15 protein-coding genes are annotated in these 17,081 nt (G+C 59.8%); 7 read left to right on the top strand and 8 right to left on the bottom strand.

The features are described from left to right. The first annotated feature begins 27 nt into the window (after positions 1 to 27). Positions 28 to 1,848: a M3 family oligoendopeptidase gene (locus H7847_RS21900; RefSeq protein WP_227271624.1), complete on the top strand. Its 1,821-nt coding sequence runs from the start codon at positions 28 to 30 to the stop codon at positions 1,846 to 1,848. Positions 1,849 to 1,955: 107 nt separating this feature from the next. Then, positions 1,956 to 2,234 carry a hypothetical protein gene (locus H7847_RS21895; RefSeq protein WP_227271623.1) on the top strand — a complete coding sequence of 93 codons (279 nt, stop codon included), beginning with the start codon at positions 1,956 to 1,958 and terminating at the stop codon, positions 2,232 to 2,234. Positions 2,235 to 2,558: 324 nt separating this feature from the next. Here the strand turns inward: H7847_RS21895 and H7847_RS21890 are convergent, their stop codons facing one another. Then, complete coding sequence (locus H7847_RS21890; protein WP_227271622.1) at positions 2,559 to 2,978, bottom strand: RrF2 family transcriptional regulator; 420 nt, start codon at positions 2,976 to 2,978, stop codon at positions 2,559 to 2,561. A 339-nt stretch (positions 2,979 to 3,317) separates the two neighbouring features. On the opposite strand from H7847_RS21890, the gene H7847_RS21885 reads away from it, so the two are divergent. Together H7847_RS21885 and H7847_RS21880 are read left to right on the top strand one after the other, a co-directional pair. Continuing rightward, the gene (locus tag H7847_RS21885) at positions 3,318 to 4,517 is read left to right on the top strand and encodes an NnrS family protein (protein WP_227271621.1); all 1,200 of its coding nucleotides are present in this window, start codon (positions 3,318 to 3,320) and stop codon (positions 4,515 to 4,517) included. Positions 4,518 to 4,520: 3 nt separating this feature from the next. After that, positions 4,521 to 5,192: an NnrU family protein gene (locus H7847_RS21880; protein ID WP_227271620.1), complete on the top strand. Its 672-nt coding sequence runs from the start codon at positions 4,521 to 4,523 to the stop codon at positions 5,190 to 5,192. Positions 5,193 to 5,491: 299 nt separating this feature from the next. Here H7847_RS21880 and H7847_RS21875 read toward each other — a convergent pair whose 3' ends face one another. Then, entirely contained in the window at positions 5,492 to 6,001 is a 510-nt protein-coding gene (locus H7847_RS21875) for a GNAT family N-acetyltransferase (protein WP_227271619.1), read from the bottom strand. Next, positions 5,985 to 7,028, bottom strand: a complete 1,044-nt coding sequence (locus H7847_RS21870; RefSeq protein WP_264479676.1) for a DMT family transporter — start codon at positions 7,026 to 7,028, stop codon at positions 5,985 to 5,987. Before H7847_RS21870 ends, H7847_RS21875 begins: the two co-directional genes overlap by 17 nt. Positions 7,029 to 7,129: 101 nt before the next feature. Between H7847_RS21870 and H7847_RS21865 the strand changes: the two genes are divergently transcribed. After that, entirely contained in the window at positions 7,130 to 8,545 is a 1,416-nt protein-coding gene (locus H7847_RS21865) for an alpha/beta hydrolase family protein (RefSeq protein WP_227271617.1), read from the top strand. Between the two features lie 1,163 nt (positions 8,546 to 9,708). Here H7847_RS21865 and H7847_RS21860 read toward each other — a convergent pair. After that, positions 9,709 to 10,281 (bottom strand): hypothetical protein, encoded by a 573-nt coding sequence (locus H7847_RS21860; protein WP_227271616.1) that lies wholly within the window; start codon positions 10,279 to 10,281, stop codon positions 9,709 to 9,711. 310 nt (positions 10,282 to 10,591) lie between these two features. Here H7847_RS21860 and H7847_RS21855 point away from each other — a divergent pair, with 310 nt between their 5' ends. Together H7847_RS21855 and H7847_RS21850 are read left to right on the top strand one after the other, a co-directional pair. Further along, positions 10,592 to 11,158 carry a helix-turn-helix domain-containing protein gene (locus H7847_RS21855; RefSeq protein ID WP_227271615.1) on the top strand — a complete coding sequence of 189 codons (567 nt, stop codon included), beginning with the start codon at positions 10,592 to 10,594 and terminating at the stop codon, positions 11,156 to 11,158. Between the two features lie 43 nt (positions 11,159 to 11,201). After that, positions 11,202 to 12,374 carry an MFS transporter gene (locus H7847_RS21850; protein ID WP_227271614.1) on the top strand — a complete coding sequence of 391 codons (1,173 nt, stop codon included), beginning with the start codon at positions 11,202 to 11,204 and terminating at the stop codon, positions 12,372 to 12,374. Between the two features lie 143 nt (positions 12,375 to 12,517). Here H7847_RS21850 and H7847_RS21845 read toward each other — a convergent pair whose 3' ends face one another. From H7847_RS21845 to H7847_RS21830, 4 genes are read right to left on the bottom strand one after another with little or no spacing between them, the layout of a single operon-like run. Further along, on the bottom strand, positions 12,518 to 13,399 hold the full coding sequence (locus tag H7847_RS21845) for an isocitrate lyase/PEP mutase family protein (protein ID WP_227271613.1): 882 nt from the start codon (positions 13,397 to 13,399) through the stop codon (positions 12,518 to 12,520). Positions 13,400 to 13,403: 4 nt separating this feature from the next. Beyond that, on the bottom strand, positions 13,404 to 14,678 hold the full coding sequence (locus H7847_RS21840) for a TRAP transporter large permease (protein WP_227271612.1): 1,275 nt from the start codon (positions 14,676 to 14,678) through the stop codon (positions 13,404 to 13,406). Beyond that, entirely contained in the window at positions 14,675 to 15,172 is a 498-nt protein-coding gene (locus H7847_RS21835; protein WP_227271611.1) for a TRAP transporter small permease, read from the bottom strand. The genes H7847_RS21840 and H7847_RS21835 overlap by 4 nt, the downstream gene beginning before the upstream one ends. A gap of 58 nt (positions 15,173 to 15,230) precedes the next feature. After that, positions 15,231 to 16,223: a TRAP transporter substrate-binding protein gene (locus tag H7847_RS21830; RefSeq protein ID WP_227271610.1), complete on the bottom strand. Its 993-nt coding sequence runs from the start codon at positions 16,221 to 16,223 to the stop codon at positions 15,231 to 15,233. Between the last annotated feature and the right edge of the window lie 858 nt (positions 16,224 to 17,081).

Below are 17,081 nucleotides of genomic sequence, written 5' to 3'. Positions count from 1 at the left end.
ATGACAGCATTCAAAGCGAGGAACCCCATGTTGACCCTTCCCTTTCCGGTACGTGACGCAAACACACCAGGCGCGGGTGCGCCTTTGGGCGATCTGCCCGAATGGAACCTCGATGATCTCTATACCTCGCAGGACGCCCCGGAACTGAAACGCGATCTGGACTGGCTGGAGCAGGCCTGCGCCAGCTTCGCCAGCGATTTCGAGGGCCAGCTTGCCAGCCTCGACGCGCCCGGATTTCTCGATTGCGTGCTGCGCAACGAAAAGATCAACCAGGTGGCGGGGCGCATCATGTCCTTTGCGGGTCTGCGCTATTACCAACTGACCACCGATGCGGACCGCGCCAAGTTCATGGCGGATCTGCAGGAAAAGATTACCAATTTCACGACCCCGCTGGTTTTCTTCACGCTGGAGGTCAACCGGCTGGATGATGACCACCTTGATGGTCTCTATGCCCAGAACGCGGATCTTGCCCGCTACAAGCCGGTTTTTGACCGCATCCGGGCGATGAAACCCTACCAGCTTTCCGATGAGCTGGAGAAATTCCTGCACGATCTGGGTGTGGTGGGGGACGCCTGGGAGCGGCTTTTCGACGAAACCATCGCTGGCCTTGAATTCGAGGTCGATGGCGAGGCGCTCAACATCGAGGGCACGCTGAACCTTTTGACCGAACCGGATCGCGCCAAGCGCGAGGCGGCCGCCCGCGAACTGGCCAGCGTCTTTTCAGAAAACATCAAAATCTTTGCCCGCGTCCACAACACACAGGCCAAGGAAAAAGAGATCGTCGACCGCTGGCGCGGCATGGAGACCGCCCAGACGGGCCGTCATCTGAGCAATCAGGTGGAACCCGAAGTGGTCGAAGCGCTGCGCAATGCGGTGGTCGAGGCCTACCCCAAGCTCAGCCACCGGTATTACGAGCTCAAGCGCAAATGGCTTGGCCTCGACAAGATGCAGGTCTGGGACCGCAACGCCCCCCTGCCCATGGAAGACACCCGGATCGTCGGCTGGGAACAGGCGGAAAAGACGGTGATGGACGCCTACAATGCCTTTGATCCCCGCATGGGCGAGATTGCCGAGCCCTTCTTTCGCAAGGGCTGGATCGATGCGGGCGTGAAACCGGGCAAGGCACCGGGTGCCTTCGCGCATCCCACCGTCACGAATGTGCACCCCTACGTGATGCTCAACTACCTGGGCAAACCGCGGGACGTGATGACACTGGCGCATGAACTCGGCCACGGCGTGCATCAGGTGCTGGCGGCGGAACAGGGTGAAATGCTGTCCTCAACACCGCTGACGCTGGCGGAGACGGCGAGCGTTTTCGGCGAGATGCTGACCTTCCGCAAGATGCTCGACGGCGCCAAGGACGATGCCGAACGCAAGGTGCTGCTGGCCGGCAAGGTTGAGGATATGATCAACACAGTGGTCCGCCAGATCGCGTTCTACGACTTCGAGTGCAAGCTGCATGACGCGCGGCGCGGCGGGGAGTTGACCCCGGATGACATCAATGCGCTCTGGATGTCGGTGCAGGCCGAAAGCCTTGGACCCGCCTTTGAGTTCATGGAAGGTTACGAGACCTTCTGGGCCTATATCCCGCACTTCGTGCACTCGCCGTTTTACGTCTATGCCTATGCCTTTGGCGACGGGCTGGTGAACGCGCTTTATGCGGTCTACGCCGAGGGGGATGCAGGTTTTGAGGACAAGTATTTCGACATGCTGAAAGCGGGCGGGTCAAAGCACCACAAAGAGCTTCTGGCTCCCTTCGGCCTCGACGCCTCGGACCCCGCCTTCTGGGACAAGGGGCTGAGCATGATCTCTGGCTTCATCGACGAGTTGGAAGCGATGGAGAGGTAATCACCCAAGGTTGGATCAATTCTGCGTAACCTGCCGCAAGGGGGTCTGTACCTGTTGCCCGCGCGCTCTAAATCTTCGATATGGTAAAAATTTATGGAGTGAATTTGATGAAATTGAGTTTTTTCGCAATCGCCGGGCCGTTGGTGCTGAGCGCCTGTGCAACCGTCAGCAACGAGACACGCACCCAAGCCGTTTTACAAGGTGGGCTGAATGACGGTGAGCGGTATGAGATACGACAACGGCTGATCGAAGGCCCGACCGGCAGCTACGAACAAACCAGTGTGGTCTACAAGGGGTTCGCCAGGACCTGCATTTTGGACAGCCCGATGGATTGCGAGGTGAAGGCGCGCCAGTTGATCGATGAATACGACGAGCGCTTCTTTTAATCCGCAGCACCCGGCTTTTGATCTTTGTTGGCCGATCCCTTCGTTCCGAGATCTTCAAAGAACGGGATACCGTTGTGCGGGACGGCGTGCGCCACTGCATCTGTGCTGAGGGCGGCCCTGCTGGGCCAAGCCGCACCGCACGGCCCTTTCAAAATAAGGCGGGCTGCCGGCGTCCTTCATTCGTCTCAACGCCCTTTTCGCATCGCGTGGTGATGATACGTACCGGATTGCACCATCCCTCAAACCTCGCTCTGACCGATATCGAAAACCGCGGCCAGGTGCCCGCGTCAACGACAAAGCCATCCTCACCAGGTTGAACAGACCTCAGGCCCGCACCATTGCCTTGGGCAGGGCGATATCAGCCAAGGTGGTGCGATCCAGATCGGCGAGAAAAGCCCGCTCAGCCTGGCGCAGGCGCGCCTTGAGACCACAGTGCCCGTCCAAAGTGCAAGCGATATGTCCTGATGCGAAACACTCCACGATCGGTTGGTCCTCTTCCAAGACCGCGATCACGCGGCCCAAGGTCAATTGACCAGCCGGGTGCGCCAGAACCGCACCGCCGCCGCCGCCCCGCCGCGTCTCGACGATCCCCGCCCGGGCCAGATGTTGCATGATCTTGCTCAGATGATTTCGGGACAGCCCGAATTCCTTGGCCAGAGCCGTGGTCGAAAACGCGCGATCAGGCATGCTGGCCATACGCATCAGCATCCGTAGCCCATAATCTGTGAATGAGGTCAGGCGCATGACAGGCCCCGCTGTTAATAGGTATTTACAATACCTATTAACAGCAATACCAAATGGTGCAAGACCAAAACCCGGAGAGACGGTGACACCGACCAAGACAAACCTGCCCCGAACCGCTTGCGCCGGCTCCGCAACGACCCCTCCAGTAGGGACGCTGGCCAGAATTTTCGAACAGGTACTCTGGGGGCCCGCAGCCTGCTTTTCCGGCATAATCCGGGCTGGCGCTGCAGCAAACCCACCCCCTCAACAGCATCTCACAAGGCTTGGCTTGCGGCACCGACCCCGCCCTTTCCAGCGCATCAGCAGTGGACACCCCGGCGGCCGTATATGGACCCGAACATGAGCAACACGGCGGAACAACCACAACTCCCGAGAGGACACACGTTGCTGGCCGACGGCTTTCGACCCTTCTTTTTGGGGGCAGCACTTTGGGCCGCTCTCGCGATGGTGCTCTGGATCGCGATGCTGTCCGGCTTTCCGGTTCTGCCCACAGCCTTTGATCCAGTCTCATGGCACGCGCATGAATTCCTCTATGGTTATCTCATGGCGGTTGTGGCGGGCTTCGTGCTCACGGCAATCCCGAACTGGACCGGGCGCCCGGCCCTGATCGGTTGGCCACTCGGCGGCCTCTTTGCGCTCTGGATAGTGGGCCGGGCGGTTGTGTCGATCTCTGCGTATCTGCCCTGGCTGACGGTGGCTCTGATCGACCTTGCAATGCCAACCGCGCTGACCGCTATCGTCGCACGTGAGATCGTGGCGGGCAGGAACTGGCGCAACCTCATCATCCTGGGCATTCTGATTGCCCTGATCGGCGGTAACGCGGTTTTTCACTGGGAACACGCCCGCCAAGACCAGGCCGCAGGCGGCTACGGTCTGCGGATCGGGCTGGCGGCGGCGGTGATGATGATTGCAGTCATCGGCGGGCGGATTGTGCCGTCTTTCACCCGGAACTGGTTGGTCAAGAGAGGCCCCGGACGATTGCCAGCCCCACCGATGCAGAGCTTCGACAAGATCGCACTCCTGGTGCTGTTGGTCGCTCTCACGCTCTGGGTCGCGGCCCCGCTTGACCGCACGACGGCCACGGCATTGCTCATCGGCGGCGCGTTGCATCTCATCCGCCTCACCCGCTGGGCGGGACACCGAACATGGGCCGAGCCGCTCGTTCTGGTGCTGCATCTCGGCTATCTTTTCCTACCCCTCGGCGCGATCTGCCTTGCGGTGGAACTGGTGTTGCCCGGCGCCTTTGGCATGGCGGCAGCGCAGCATCTGTGGCTGGCCGGTGCAATCGGGTTGATGACACTGGGCGTAATGACACGCGCGACCCTTGGTCATTCAGGGCGCGCGCTGAGCGCGGGGGTAGGCACCACCATTCTCTATCTGGCCCTGATCGGTGCCGTCAGCGCCCGGGTCTTGGCCGGGGTCTGGCCTGCCCAAAGCGAATGGCTTCACAGTATATCAGGCCTTTGCTGGCTCACTGCTTTTGGCGGCTTTGCCCTTCTCTACGGGCCGCTTCTGCTGCGCCCCAAACCGGAAAGCTAGGCCATGGCATGGATCGAATTCACCGCAGCCTTTGGCGTCTTCCTGCTCTCGCACGCCGTGCCGGTGCGCGCGCCGGTGCGCCCTGCAGCAGAGCGGCTTCTGGGCGCGCGCGGCTTCACGCTGGTTTATTCGGCACTGTCACTGATGGCGCTGACCTGGCTCATCAGTGCAGCGGGGCGGGCGCCCTTCGTGCCGCTTTGGCCCTGGACACCTTGGCAAAATCACATGGCGCTTTTGGCCATGTTGTTGACCTGCCTGATTTTTGCACTGGCCATAGGCCGCCCGAACCCCTTTTCCTTCGGAGGCACCCGCAACGACCGCTTTGAGCCCGCCCATCCCGGCATCATACGCTGGACACGCCATCCATTGCTGATTGCGCTTGCACTCTGGGCTGCGGCGCATTTGCTCCCGAACGGCGATCTGGCCCATGTACTGCTGTTCGGCATATTTGCGCTTTTTGCTCTGCTGGGAACAAAGCTCGTTGATCGTCGCAAACGGCAACACCTTGGCGCAGAGCGCTGGAGTACCCTCCGCCAAGAGGTGCAAAGCGGCCCCATCCTGCCCCGGCCGGTCTCCTGGTTTGGCGCGATCCTGCGTTTACTGGCCGCCATCGCCCTTTACGGGACACTTGTCGTGGCGCATCCCGTTGTCTTCGGTGTCTCTCCCGTTCCTTGATCCGCGAATGCCAGATCCTGGTGAGCGCTGCCTCAGAGGTAATCAATCTGTCGAAATAGAGGGGTGAACATCGTGCTTTCATGCCATGCGCGCGCCCGGCGCCCGTTTCTGACCAGAGGATCGCGCACTGCTTTCGCCAACCCGACACAGATCTCTTCACAGCTCGGCTTCAAGGTCAGGACGCCTTCCCGGAGGAAAGGTTGCGGATCAAGTCCAGCAGGACAGGAAAATGCCATCTGTATCACCGCTGAGAGGAAAAACCTCCTGTCTCCCAGTGATTTCCGCTTCCAAAGCGTCGCCTAAACGACATCCAGACCGCGGAGGACCATTGACAGCCTGTGTTCTTGTCCAATCCGCCCCGCGTAAACAGGGCCGCTGTCTGTCATGCCAAAGCTTCGATACACCGCAAGCGCTGTCGTATTATCCGCATCAACAGCAAGAACCAGTTGTTCAGCTTCGGGCCATCTCAGGGCCGCCGCCTGAACCGCAAGCCCGAATGCCTTGCCTCCAAGACCCTGCCCCTGCCATCTCATGTCGATCTTGAACCCGTGCAGAGATACGGCGTTCGCAGGCACCCAATCCGCCGTGGAAGGGGGCCTTTTAAGGGTCACGATGCCGATAGGTTCGCCATCTCTCAGAAAACAGTAGCCTTGAACCGTCTCGCTGTTGTCCGCCAGATCGCCATCCAGGGACTCCGAGAATGTTCCGCCAAATTCCACCTGGTTTTCCGAAACCACAAGCGTGCGGACATTTTCCAGCTGGGATCGGCTCATCTCTGAGCAGCTGACGATTTCAAGGGTTTTGTTCATTGCGAGGCTTTCCGTTTGATTGCGTAGGGGGGTGTTTAAGGAGAACCAGACCCGAGACAATGATCAGCACCGCACCACCAACTGTCGTGACCGTCGGGATCTCGGAAAAAATCAGAAACCCTATGATCGCGCTGCCGACAAGTTCGAGATAGACCAAAGGTGCAAGGGTTGACGCATCCGAAAGGCGAAAAGCCAGTATGGTCAACAGGTGCGCGATGGCGGAAACGGCACCCAAGCCTGCAAATAGCCACAAAACATCTGCCTGGGGAACTTCAAACGTAAAGGCCGCCTGTGGGCTCAGTAAAACAGTCCCGATTACACACTGAAATGCCAGCGTCTTTATCGGGTCACTGTTCTGGGATGCCTGACGCGTCGCAATTAAATAGAGCGCAAAGAAAAGACCGGCCCCAAAGGCCATGATCAGACCGATTTCAATGTCCCCTGACGGTTGGAGCACAACAACGGATCCCACAAATCCCAGCACCAGGCTCAGCAGTTTTGGCCCTGTGAAAGTTTCTTTCAGAAACAGAACGGAAAGCGCCACCGCAACAACCGGGCCAACGAAATAGGCGCTGACGGCGAGAGATATGGGAATCCGTGCAATCGCGAGGAAATAGAGCGTCATCGCGGTCACCAGAAAGGCAGTGCGCACCAGATGTGCAAACCGCTGCTCATCCGGGAACATCCGCACCCCATGGAGCCTGTATGCCAGCGGTATGACGATCAGGCAGGCGACCGCATAGCGCGCCCACCCGATAAACAAGGGCGAATACTCTGAACTGAGGTATTTCGCGATACCATCCACCATTGGGACGCCAAGCATCGCGATGGACATAAGGACGATCCCGCGAGTGTTCGACTGCCTGGTTGCCAAAGCCTGTAACCCATCTGCTATCGCGCACCGGACGGCGGTGAGCTCAAGAACAGATCTTGGCTGCAGCGCGGGAAAATGACAATCGGAACTCTTTCCAGATCCAGGCCGCAGGATTGACCAATGACAGGAAAGCGGGATGGGACCAACGTTCATATTACCGTTTCGAAGACCTGATTTGGTTGAGCAGTGCAGAAAAATTCTACTTTCACGATGCGTATTCGTTAAGGTTGATGAACACCCAAGGAGAATTGAGAATGAAACAGATCGCTCTGACAGCGGCCATGATCGCCGCGACGACCGCCACGCCGCTTGCGGCGCAGAACAGGATCGACGGGCAATCACCTGACGCGCCCGAACTGTCCGCTTATGGCGCGCTGCCTGTAGGTGTGCGCCAGATTGAATTGTTGAACAAGGATCAGATCGACATTCTGGCCATTGACCCCGCGGGTGAAGAGCCCACGACATTTCCGAGATACGACCGCCCCTTGACGGTCGAAATGTGGTATCCGGCAGCAGAGGGGGCGACGGGCGACACATCCTTCAACACCTACCTGCGGGATGGAACCACAGAAGTGACCCTGGAAGGCCGTGCAATACGCGATGCCACCCCGGCGGACACCACGGATCCCTTTCCGCTGCTCCTGATGAGCCACGGATACCCCGGCAATCGTTTCTTGATGTCGCACCTGGCGGAAAACCTCGCGTCCAAAGGATATATCGTGGCCTCGATCGATCATACCGATTCGACCTACCGCACACAGGCGGCGTTTGGTTCGACGCTGGTGAACCGGTCGCTGGATCAACTGTTTGTCTTGGATCAGATGGCCAGGCTGAACGAGGATGCGTCTTCGGATCTGGCAGGGCTGATTGACGCCGACAATACCGGGCTGCTCGGTTATTCGATGGGCGGTTACGGGGCGATCATAACTGCCGGGGGTGGCGTTACCGAAACATCCGTTGGCTACCCCTGGGGCGGGCCACAGGGCACGCTGGGCATCCATCAGGCGGGCAGTGAAACACATGAAGCGCTTCCCGATCCCCGTATCAAGACCGCGGTCGCGATCGGACCTTGGGGAATGAACACCGGATTCTGGGACGCCGACGGGCTGGCAGGCATCGAGATCCCGATTCTGTTCATAGCCGGTTCGGAGGATGCGACATCGCTTTATGACGACGGTGTGCGCGCGATCTGGGAGGGGGCAACCGGCACAGACCGCGCCTTGCTAACATTTGATGGTGGCGGTCACAACACGGCGGCCCCGATCCCCGCGCCGGAGGAGAGCTTCTACTTCAACGAAAGACTGGGGTTCAATGTGTCGGAACACTACTCTGATCCGGTCTGGGACTCGGTGTTCATGAACAATGTCGCACAGCATTTCGTGACATCCTGGATGGACAGCGAGCTCAAAGGCGACGCGGATAAGGGCGCATATCTCGATCTGACGGACATCGGCAGCGACGGCATCTGGTCGGTCAACGAGGACGGTACCTTCAGGGACGATCACACCTATTGGGCCGGGTTCGCGGAAGGCACAGCCGAAGGGCTGCGGTACGAGGTTCTATCCGGAAACGCACCGGCCCCGGTGCCCTTGCCTGCATCCGCTTGGCTGCTTGGGCTGGCTCTTGGCGGACTTGGCCTCATGCGCCGCAGACAGGGTCAGACCGGCTGACCGCGACCGCCTTACCGCGCCAAGGCCCAAATTGCCGGCTGGGACGCGTGAACGGCCTGCAAAGTCTTTGCGCGGCGCCGAGGGGCTGTGACAAACTGCTAGTCTTGGCCTTGGTGCACCCCTTGGGAGGTCCGGCTCGCAATCTGATTTCTGGATTGATGGCGCAGGACCGTGGTCAGTTCTATGCAGCGTGCCGCGTACCATAAATACAGAGACAGAAATCATATGAAAGAGTGACGCGCTGGCCAGCAGATGCGTTGAAGCCGCCCGTTCCTTAATTTGCGGTCGGTGACAGTATGGGCTAATCGGCGGCGCGCAGCGGGCACTGCACCCGAACGCACTTCCCCCGACTTCAAAGAGACGAAGACATAGTCCAGCACGGCTTCTCGTCCGGCCCGCGCGGCCGTTCGGCGCGATGCAAAGTTCAATCCGTCAATCGTCCCCACGAGCAGGCGACCGGGATTAAACTCAGACCGGGCGGCCCAGGCTCTTTGAGCGGAAGCCGCGAACCCATGGTCATTGTAAGCCGCCATGACGATCTCCTCGCACACCTCGTCCCCTTCAATCCAGACCACTGCGCCGGGTGCTGCGGCGAACAGGCCAAATCCGTTCACAACGGATTGGAGAAGGCGGATGCCAGACACATGCCACCGGACGGCGGCAAAGGCCGGTTGCCGCTGGTCGCTTTACCAACCAGCTTATCAGAGCAGTTTTTCTCCCGATACTCTCGGCAGGCCGGGACGCACTGCCTCCGAAGACGGGAACACTGGAACGGTCCGGGTCTGCAAACATCCACTCAAGGTCTTTTGGCTTTGCGGCCAGCTCAACCGCCAATATCTGCTTGACCCAATCCTGCAGATATCAGAACGCCCTACTCTGATCCGGCCCCCTGCCGTCGGAATTGGCGGATGGCTTTGTAAGGCTCATGCCGTTGGAGACAGTTTCCGCTCTTGCAGCCGTGCCCAGGAAGTTGTTCATGACCGCTTTGTACTGACCCATATGGTCGCTGAGCCGCGGTGCGATACGTTGGCCCGTGACCCGCGTATCACCCTCACCAACTCAGCAAGGACCGCGACCCAAGCCGTCAAAATACCCCGACGTGGGCGTATGCGCACCTGTCAGCCCGTTCTCAACTGGTGTGGAGCGGTTGAGGCGCACATGCCTCAAAGCTTTTGCAATGGCACGGCATGGCCCACCAGAAGCTTCAGGAACAGTGCGGGCACAAACCATTCCAGTCCCGGTGTCAAACCAACCCCGTAAAGAGTGGTCGCAATCCCGGCTATGTACAAAAGGATAGCAACGGGACTTTTCAGCATCTCTGGCACCCGGATCACAAGCGCCGCAGAGATCAGGAGCCAGGCGGAAATGGCAAGGAAATAGACCCAATCGACCCCACTGCCCCGAAAGAGCGCGGCGACGAGAAAGATATGCAGGATATGCAGCGCGATGAAGCTGAAGTGATCTTTGGCCGTTGTACCCGGCCGGTGATACCAGCGTTTCGTCGTGTCCGTGGCGTTGCACACAGCGCCACCGATCACATCAAAGGCGACAAGAGCAGCCACCAGTGCGAGCGGCCAGCCGCCGCCAAGACCCCAAACATGCAGGCCCGCGAGAACAGCCGCCATGACGCTTGCCGACAGGACAAGCCACAACTCACCCTTTGTCATGCCGGGACCGACAAATCTGTCCCAGACGCCCGCGAGGCCCCTGCGGGGGGCGGGCAGAATCCGCTGCATGTGGGGTCTCCCTTTGCTGCGCGAAAACCGTGCCTTTACGGCATCATCCTAACCGAACCCCAGCCTTCGGACAATGCGCGGGCATGAAGCGGCATGCCTTCAGTAATGGGTCGCAATGCGCGACGCTTTCGCTGGAACGGAACCGGGGTTGCCGTCCCCCGATGACCCGGTGGTCTGAGCTTGCGCAAAACCGCCCGGCCGTCACACGCCCTTTTTACAGTTTAACAAGACCGATTCATCGCACCGGAAGTGTTCATGAGATTATGCGCTCATGCATTTCGCATCTGATACTTCTGTGCAACGATAGAGTATGGCCCCAAAAATACCCCCTACATTGCCCGCTTTTGGAAAACGCTTGAAGCGACAGCGTCTATCCGTCGGCATGAAACAGGCCGCCCTTGCGGATCTTCTCGGCGTCAATCAGACGACCGTTTCAAGATGGGAAAGTGGCCTGCAGACGCCCGACGATCTGACCCAACAGGCAGGTCTTGACGTTCTGACATCGGCCCGGATCGAGGATGCCGCTTTGAAGCGTCTGGTACAGCAATCAACCGGCTGCGTTCATCTCGTGGAGGAAGCAAACCACGTCTGCCTTGCCTATTCAGAAAGCAGAGCGAAAGACTGGGACACAACACGCGGCGCCCTGCTTGGAACGTCACTGTGGCAATTCGCTTCCGACGAAATCCGACAGGCCGAAAGTGAGTTGGAGGCAATGGGTTGGTGGGACACTTATTTGCCCGCTCCCAAGGCGTTTGACACCTCCGAAGTCTTGCATGACAGGATCAGGATCAGCGCTGGCACCATTCTTTGGGAGCGCGTTTACCTGTCGGACGGGACACCGGCGCGATTGGTCAGTGGTTTGCCCTCAAACGCATAATTTATGCGTGGTCTGACCGGTTCGCGCAGGTTAACACCACCGCATGACTAAATCGCTACGCCAAATTCTGTCGGTGTTTCTGCTTTGGCTTGCAGGGCTTGGGGCCGCCGCACAATTCGCAAAGATTGTGGTGCCGTTCTCCTACATCAAGGAGACCTACCCGCATATCGGCAATGAACTGGGCTGGATGCTGTCCTTTGTGAGCCTTGTCGGCGCAATCCTTGGCATTGCCGCAGGGGGGCTGGTCGCAAAGGTGGGCACCAAGCGGATGCTGCTTTTTGGTATGGGGCTGGGAGCTGCGGTATCCCTGTGGCAAGCAAGTTTTCCCAGTTTCCCCGTCATGCTTTTCAGCCGCGTCATTGAAGGTATCTCGCATCTTGCCATCGTTGTTGCGGCCCCGACATTGATCGCCCAGATCAGTTCGGACCGATATCGCGGGGCCGCGATGGCGCTCTGGAGCACGTTTTTCGGAGTGTCCTTCGCGCTCCTGGCCTGGCTCGGGCTGCCGCTCATCGAATCGAACGGGCTCAGCGCGTTGTTCGTCCTGCACGGTGTTTTCATGTTCATGATCGCAACAGTGCTGCTGATCGATCTCAGGCAGGTTGCGGCAGCCGGGCCCGTGGCGTGCGGCCTCAGTTTCAGGGATATGGTTGAGAACCATCTGCGTGCCTACCAGTCCCCCACGATCTCTGCACCGGGTATTGGCTGGCTTTTTTACACGCTCACTTTCGTGTCCCTGCTGGCCATTCTTCCCCCTCTGCTGCCCGACGCCATCCGAACGGGCGTCACAGGGCTGATGCCCTTGGCCAGCATTGCAAGCTCGCTTCTTCTGGTTCCCCTCCTGCTGCGATCCCTGTCGAGCGTCCGCATCGTCATCATCGGCTTTTTTGGCGCAATTCTGCTGGTCTTTCTGGCACTGTTGGGCGCGCCGCTGGCCGTCGTCAGCGTCGCCCTGTTCTGTGTTCTCGGCCTTGTTCAGGGGGCCAGTTTCTCTGCCGTGCCGGAGCTGAACAAATCGGTTGAAACCCAGGCGCTTGCCTATGGCGTGATGGCGCAGACCGGGAATATCGGCAACCTGTTGGGGACACCGCTGCTGCTGGCGTTTCTGAGCATGGCGGGAAACAGTGCGGTATTCGCACTGGTCGCGGCGCTATACGCCGTCGGCATTCTGGCGCATCTGCTGACCAGTCGGCGGCGCGCCCGGCAGGGTGTGTAGCCTGACAGGGAGCTTCTGCCCGTATCCGCGCCTCAGACCGCTTGATGAAATCGCAAATGTGGAGACCTTGGCCCCTTTGGCTCCGGGGTCCGCAGAGTTCGTCGGCGTACAGGAACCCTGTTTTGGCCTCAACCGACCTGGCCTTAGTCCCTGCCCCGTCTCGCGGATCCGTAGCGTTCGGAGGCATCATAGTAGGCGTCAAATCCGATCCGCTGGCGCAGCTCGGCGAAATCCATTTGCCCGGGGCGCGTATCGCCCCGCATGGCGCGAAGCGTCGTGACCATGGCCTGCATCGCAGACGCCATCAGCGACAGCGGATAGGCTGCAATCGCATAGCCGATGTCATGCAGCACCGCGTTTGGCAGATCGGGGGTTTCCCCCCCTTCCACGATATTGGCCATTTTCGGACCCGGCAATGTATCGCAAACTTGGCGCATTTCAGCCTCGGACTGCGGGGCTTCGACAAAGAGAATGTCCGCACCCAGTTCGGCAAAGGTCGCCGCGCGCGCGATGGCCTCGGTCAGCCCATGCTCATGGCGCGCGTCGGTGCGGGCCAGGATCAGGATATCGCCGCCTTGTGCGCGCAGGGCCTCGCGCGCATCCACGGCGGCGCGGATGCGGTCATAGGCCTCGTCGCGCGACACCACCGCTTTGCCGGGCGTGTGACCGCAGCGTTTCGGGGCAAGCTGGTCCTCGATCATCACCGCTGCGCAGCCCGCCTTGGCGAAGCCCGCCACCGTGCGCTGCACGTTCATCGCGTTGCCGTAGCCGGTGTCGCCATCGCCGATCAGCGGAATGTCGATGGCGTCAGTGATATTGCGCGCCTGGTCGACCACTTCACCGTAGCTCATCAACCCCAGATCCGGCGCGCCGATCCGGCTTGCCGAGGCCGCAAAGCCCGACATGAAGGTCAAGTCATATCCCTCCTGCGCGATCAACTTGGCGGATAGCGCATCGAAACAGCACGGCATGACGTGGCATTTGTCCTGCTCCAGCAGGGCGCGAAGGGTCCGGGCGTGGGTCATGGCATCACCATTTGAAGGGGATATAGAGGGCGAGATCCGGGAAGATATAGAGGATCGCGACCGTAAAGAGCATCAGCAGGAGGAATGGCCAGACCCCGCGCGCCACATTGGCAAGGGTCGCCCTGGCCACGGATTGGATCACGTAGAGGTTCAGCCCAACCGGCGGTGTGATCAGCGCACATTCCACCATGATGACCATGTAGATCCCGAACCAGATCGGATCAAAGCCCAGACCCAGAGCCGCCGGCAGCAGCACCGGCGTCATGATCAGGATCATCGACAGCGCCTCGAACACCAGCCCCATCAACAACAGCACCACCGAGACCACGAGTATGAACATGATCGGCCCGTCGATGGCCTGTGCCAGAAAGGCCGAGATATCCTGCGGGATACGGTAAAGGGCGATGGCTTTGCCGAACACCTTGGCACCCGCCACGATGAGCAGGATGGCGGCGGTCGTGATCGCGGATTCGCGCACGGCTTCCCACAAAGTGCGCCATGTCAGGGTGCGCAGCCAGAAGGTGGTGATCAAGAGCGCCGCCGCCGCACCGATGGCAGCGGCTTCGGTCGGTGTGAAGGCGCCTGAATAGAGCCCCACAATCACCAAAGCGGCCAGCGCAACAGAAGGCAGCGCGCGTTTGGAGGCGGTGAGGCGCTCTGCCAAAGTAGCCTTAGGCACCGGGGTGAAGTTCCCGGAGAGACGCGCATGCAACATGGCGAACAGGATAAAGAGCGTGACAAGGAGCAAACCCGGCCCGATACCCGCAAGAAAGAGCGCAATGACAGACTGTTCTGTGACGAACCCGTAGACAATCATCGGGATCGACGGCGGGATCAGGATGCCGAGCGTGCCACCCGCGGCCAGCAGCCCATAGACAAAGCGTTTTTCGTAGCCCCGGTTGATCATCTCCGGGATCGCAACGGTGCCGATGGTGGCCGCGGTCGCCACGGAAGAGCCGGAGATGGCCGCAAAAAGCCCGCAACTGATGATCGTGGCGACCGCCAGCCCCCCCGGCCAATGACCGACCCAGGCCTGTACGGCGGCAAAAAGATCCCGCCCGACGCCGCCCTTGAGCAGCAGGTTGGACATCAACAGGAAAAGCGGGACCGCCAGCAGGATGAACCCGTCCAGCGTTGACAGGATCGATTGCGGCGCCATCAGGGGAGAGAACCCGCCCAGATAGAGCATTGCCAGCCCCATCCCGCCCAGCGCAAAAGCCACGGGCACGCCCAGAAGCAGCAGCCCGAAAAGCGCGCCCAAGATCAGCAGAATGGTCATTCGTGGGTCGCTCCCAGGCTGGTCATGTCAGAGCCGCGCAGACGGATCAGTTCCACGATGCCCTGTACCGCCAGAAGGCCAAAGCCAACCGGCACCGAGGCTTCCGCGATCCAGACCGGCAGGTTGAGCAGCGAGCCGGTTGTCCGGCCGCGTATAAAGCTTTCGTAGAAGATATCGTAGCCCCAGAAAGCGACAATCGCTGAAAAGGCAATCACGACGACCAGCGCGATGAACGCACAGGCTTTTTGCGCCCCATGCGGCAGCAGGGTCGTGATCGCGTTGACCGTAATGTGACGGCGCAGGGTCAAAAGATGCGCCATCGCCAGCAGGCAGCCCCAGATCAGACACAGCTGGCTCAGCTCAGCCGCCCAGATCGTGGGGCGGACGAAAAAGTATCGCGCCACGACCTCATAGGTCAGCATGACGCCGGTGGCGGCCATCAGTACGGCACCGATGGCGCAGGCAAGCCGCGAAAGGGCGCTGACAAAAGACATCAGCAATCCAGACGGACGGCCCACAGACCGTCCGCTTTCAGGTGTTGTGACATTGGCTTCAGGAGCCGGAGTTCACGCCAAGAGCATCAAGGATCTTGCGACCCGCATCCCCTGTCGCTTCGATGTAGCTGTCGTAGACTGGCTGTGCCACGGCCTGCCAGGACGCAAGCTCTTCATCGTTCAGCTCCACGATGGTCATCCCGTTTTCCTCGGCCGCCGCAAAGGCCTGCGCCTCGATCTGGCTCATGCGGTCACGCACATCGTTCTGAGCGACATTGGCAGCATCGCGGATATGACCCTGCAGTTCAGGATCGAGGCCGTCCCACCAATCGCTGTTGACCACGACGACAAACTCGATGTTTGCGTGATTGGTCTTGGTGATCGTATCCATCACCTCCCAGAGCTTACGGGATTTCACGCCGGATATGCCGGTCATGCCGACATCGACCGTGCCCCGCTGGTAGGCCAGATACTGCTCCGAGCCGGAGATCAGCGTGGGCGCGCCCCCTGCAGCCGACACGAAATCGCCCAGCGTCTTGCCAAAGACCCGCGCCTTCTTGCCCTTCATGTCTTCCGGCGTCCGGATGGGAGTGTCCTGAGACAGCAAGATCGCCCCGCCATAGGCCTGCCAGTAAAGAACCTCACCGCCGGTCTTGGCAATCTCGGTCTCCAGTATCTCCCGTACGGGTGAGCCCTCGGCCACTGCAGCGCGCACTTTCTCTTCGGTGTTGAAGAGGAACGGCATGTAGAAGACATCGACCACGGGCGCGTCACCGACATAGCGCGTCAACGAAGCAACACCGGCCTCAATTGCACCGGAGCCGACAGCAGCCGGAACTTCCTTGTCCTTATAGAGGGTCGCGCTGTCGTAGATTTCCACATCAATCGCGCCCCCTGTGCGCTCTTCGACTTCCTTTTCGAACAGCACAAGGTTCTCGCCAAGATGGCTGGTGAGCGGCAATTGCAGCGAAATCCGCATCTTTTCTTCCGCAACCGCAACGGTCCCCAAAACGGATGCACATATCGCCGTCAGTAAAGTACCTTTAAGCATTCATTCCTCCCATTTCCTTTATGAGCTCAGAATACGCCTCGATGTCGATTTGGCAACTACTGCTATGCTTTATGAGCCCGCATTCCGTTTGCTGGCACCCTCGCGCATAGCCCTTTGGGAAGTCAGCAGAGAGGGCTCTGTTGGCTCAATGGTCGCGCCAGCGGTGTTCATTCAGGTCATCCGCCCTGCCGCCCCCCGATAGTGGGCCAGGCGCCGGCTGCTGAATGGGTGTTTCGACAGGGCTTCATTCCTATTTGTCCCTCGAAACTCAAGGCAACGCCGCTTTGCAGGGTGCAATATAGCGCCAATCGGCCCTGTATTGATCGTCGCACTTCAAGGCCGTGATGCCGGTACATTCCGATGCCATTGTCGCTCCCCGGCAGGCAAGAATACCCGCGCTTTCGCAAATGCAACCCAAGTCTTGGGCGGGTTTTGGTTTTGACCCCTGAAATTGGTTCGAGCTGAGCGTGAATTCTCTTGGCGCTTGAGATGCTTCAGAGGGTCGGCTCCCCACCACACGGGTTGCGCCATCAGCCCTGGGTCTGCTCCGGGGGGCGCAGCGCGCGGATTGCACCCAGCTGCGCCATTTACTGGCTGGCAAGCCTCCTGCTCCTGCCGCCTTTCAGGAGCTTGAGCAATCGCACCGGGCCAAGGTTTCCTTTGCCCGCGACAGTATTCTCGGACTTGTACCGCATATTTCGCATGTTGATCTTGCGTCTTGCTGATCTTGGCTGGCGGCGAAGCCCTCAGTGGCCGAGGATCAGGCGGGGTGACAAATGTCCGTCACGTTACGCTGCAGTAATGGCATCCAGAACGATGACAATCATGCGGATGTTGCAGTCCTGCCGAGAGACGCGG

The organism is Roseobacter weihaiensis, assembly GCF_020622345.1.
Classification (GTDB): Bacteria; Pseudomonadota; Alphaproteobacteria; order Rhodobacterales; family Rhodobacteraceae; genus Roseobacter; species Roseobacter weihaiensis.
This window is presented reverse-complemented; position numbering and strand designations above follow the sequence as displayed.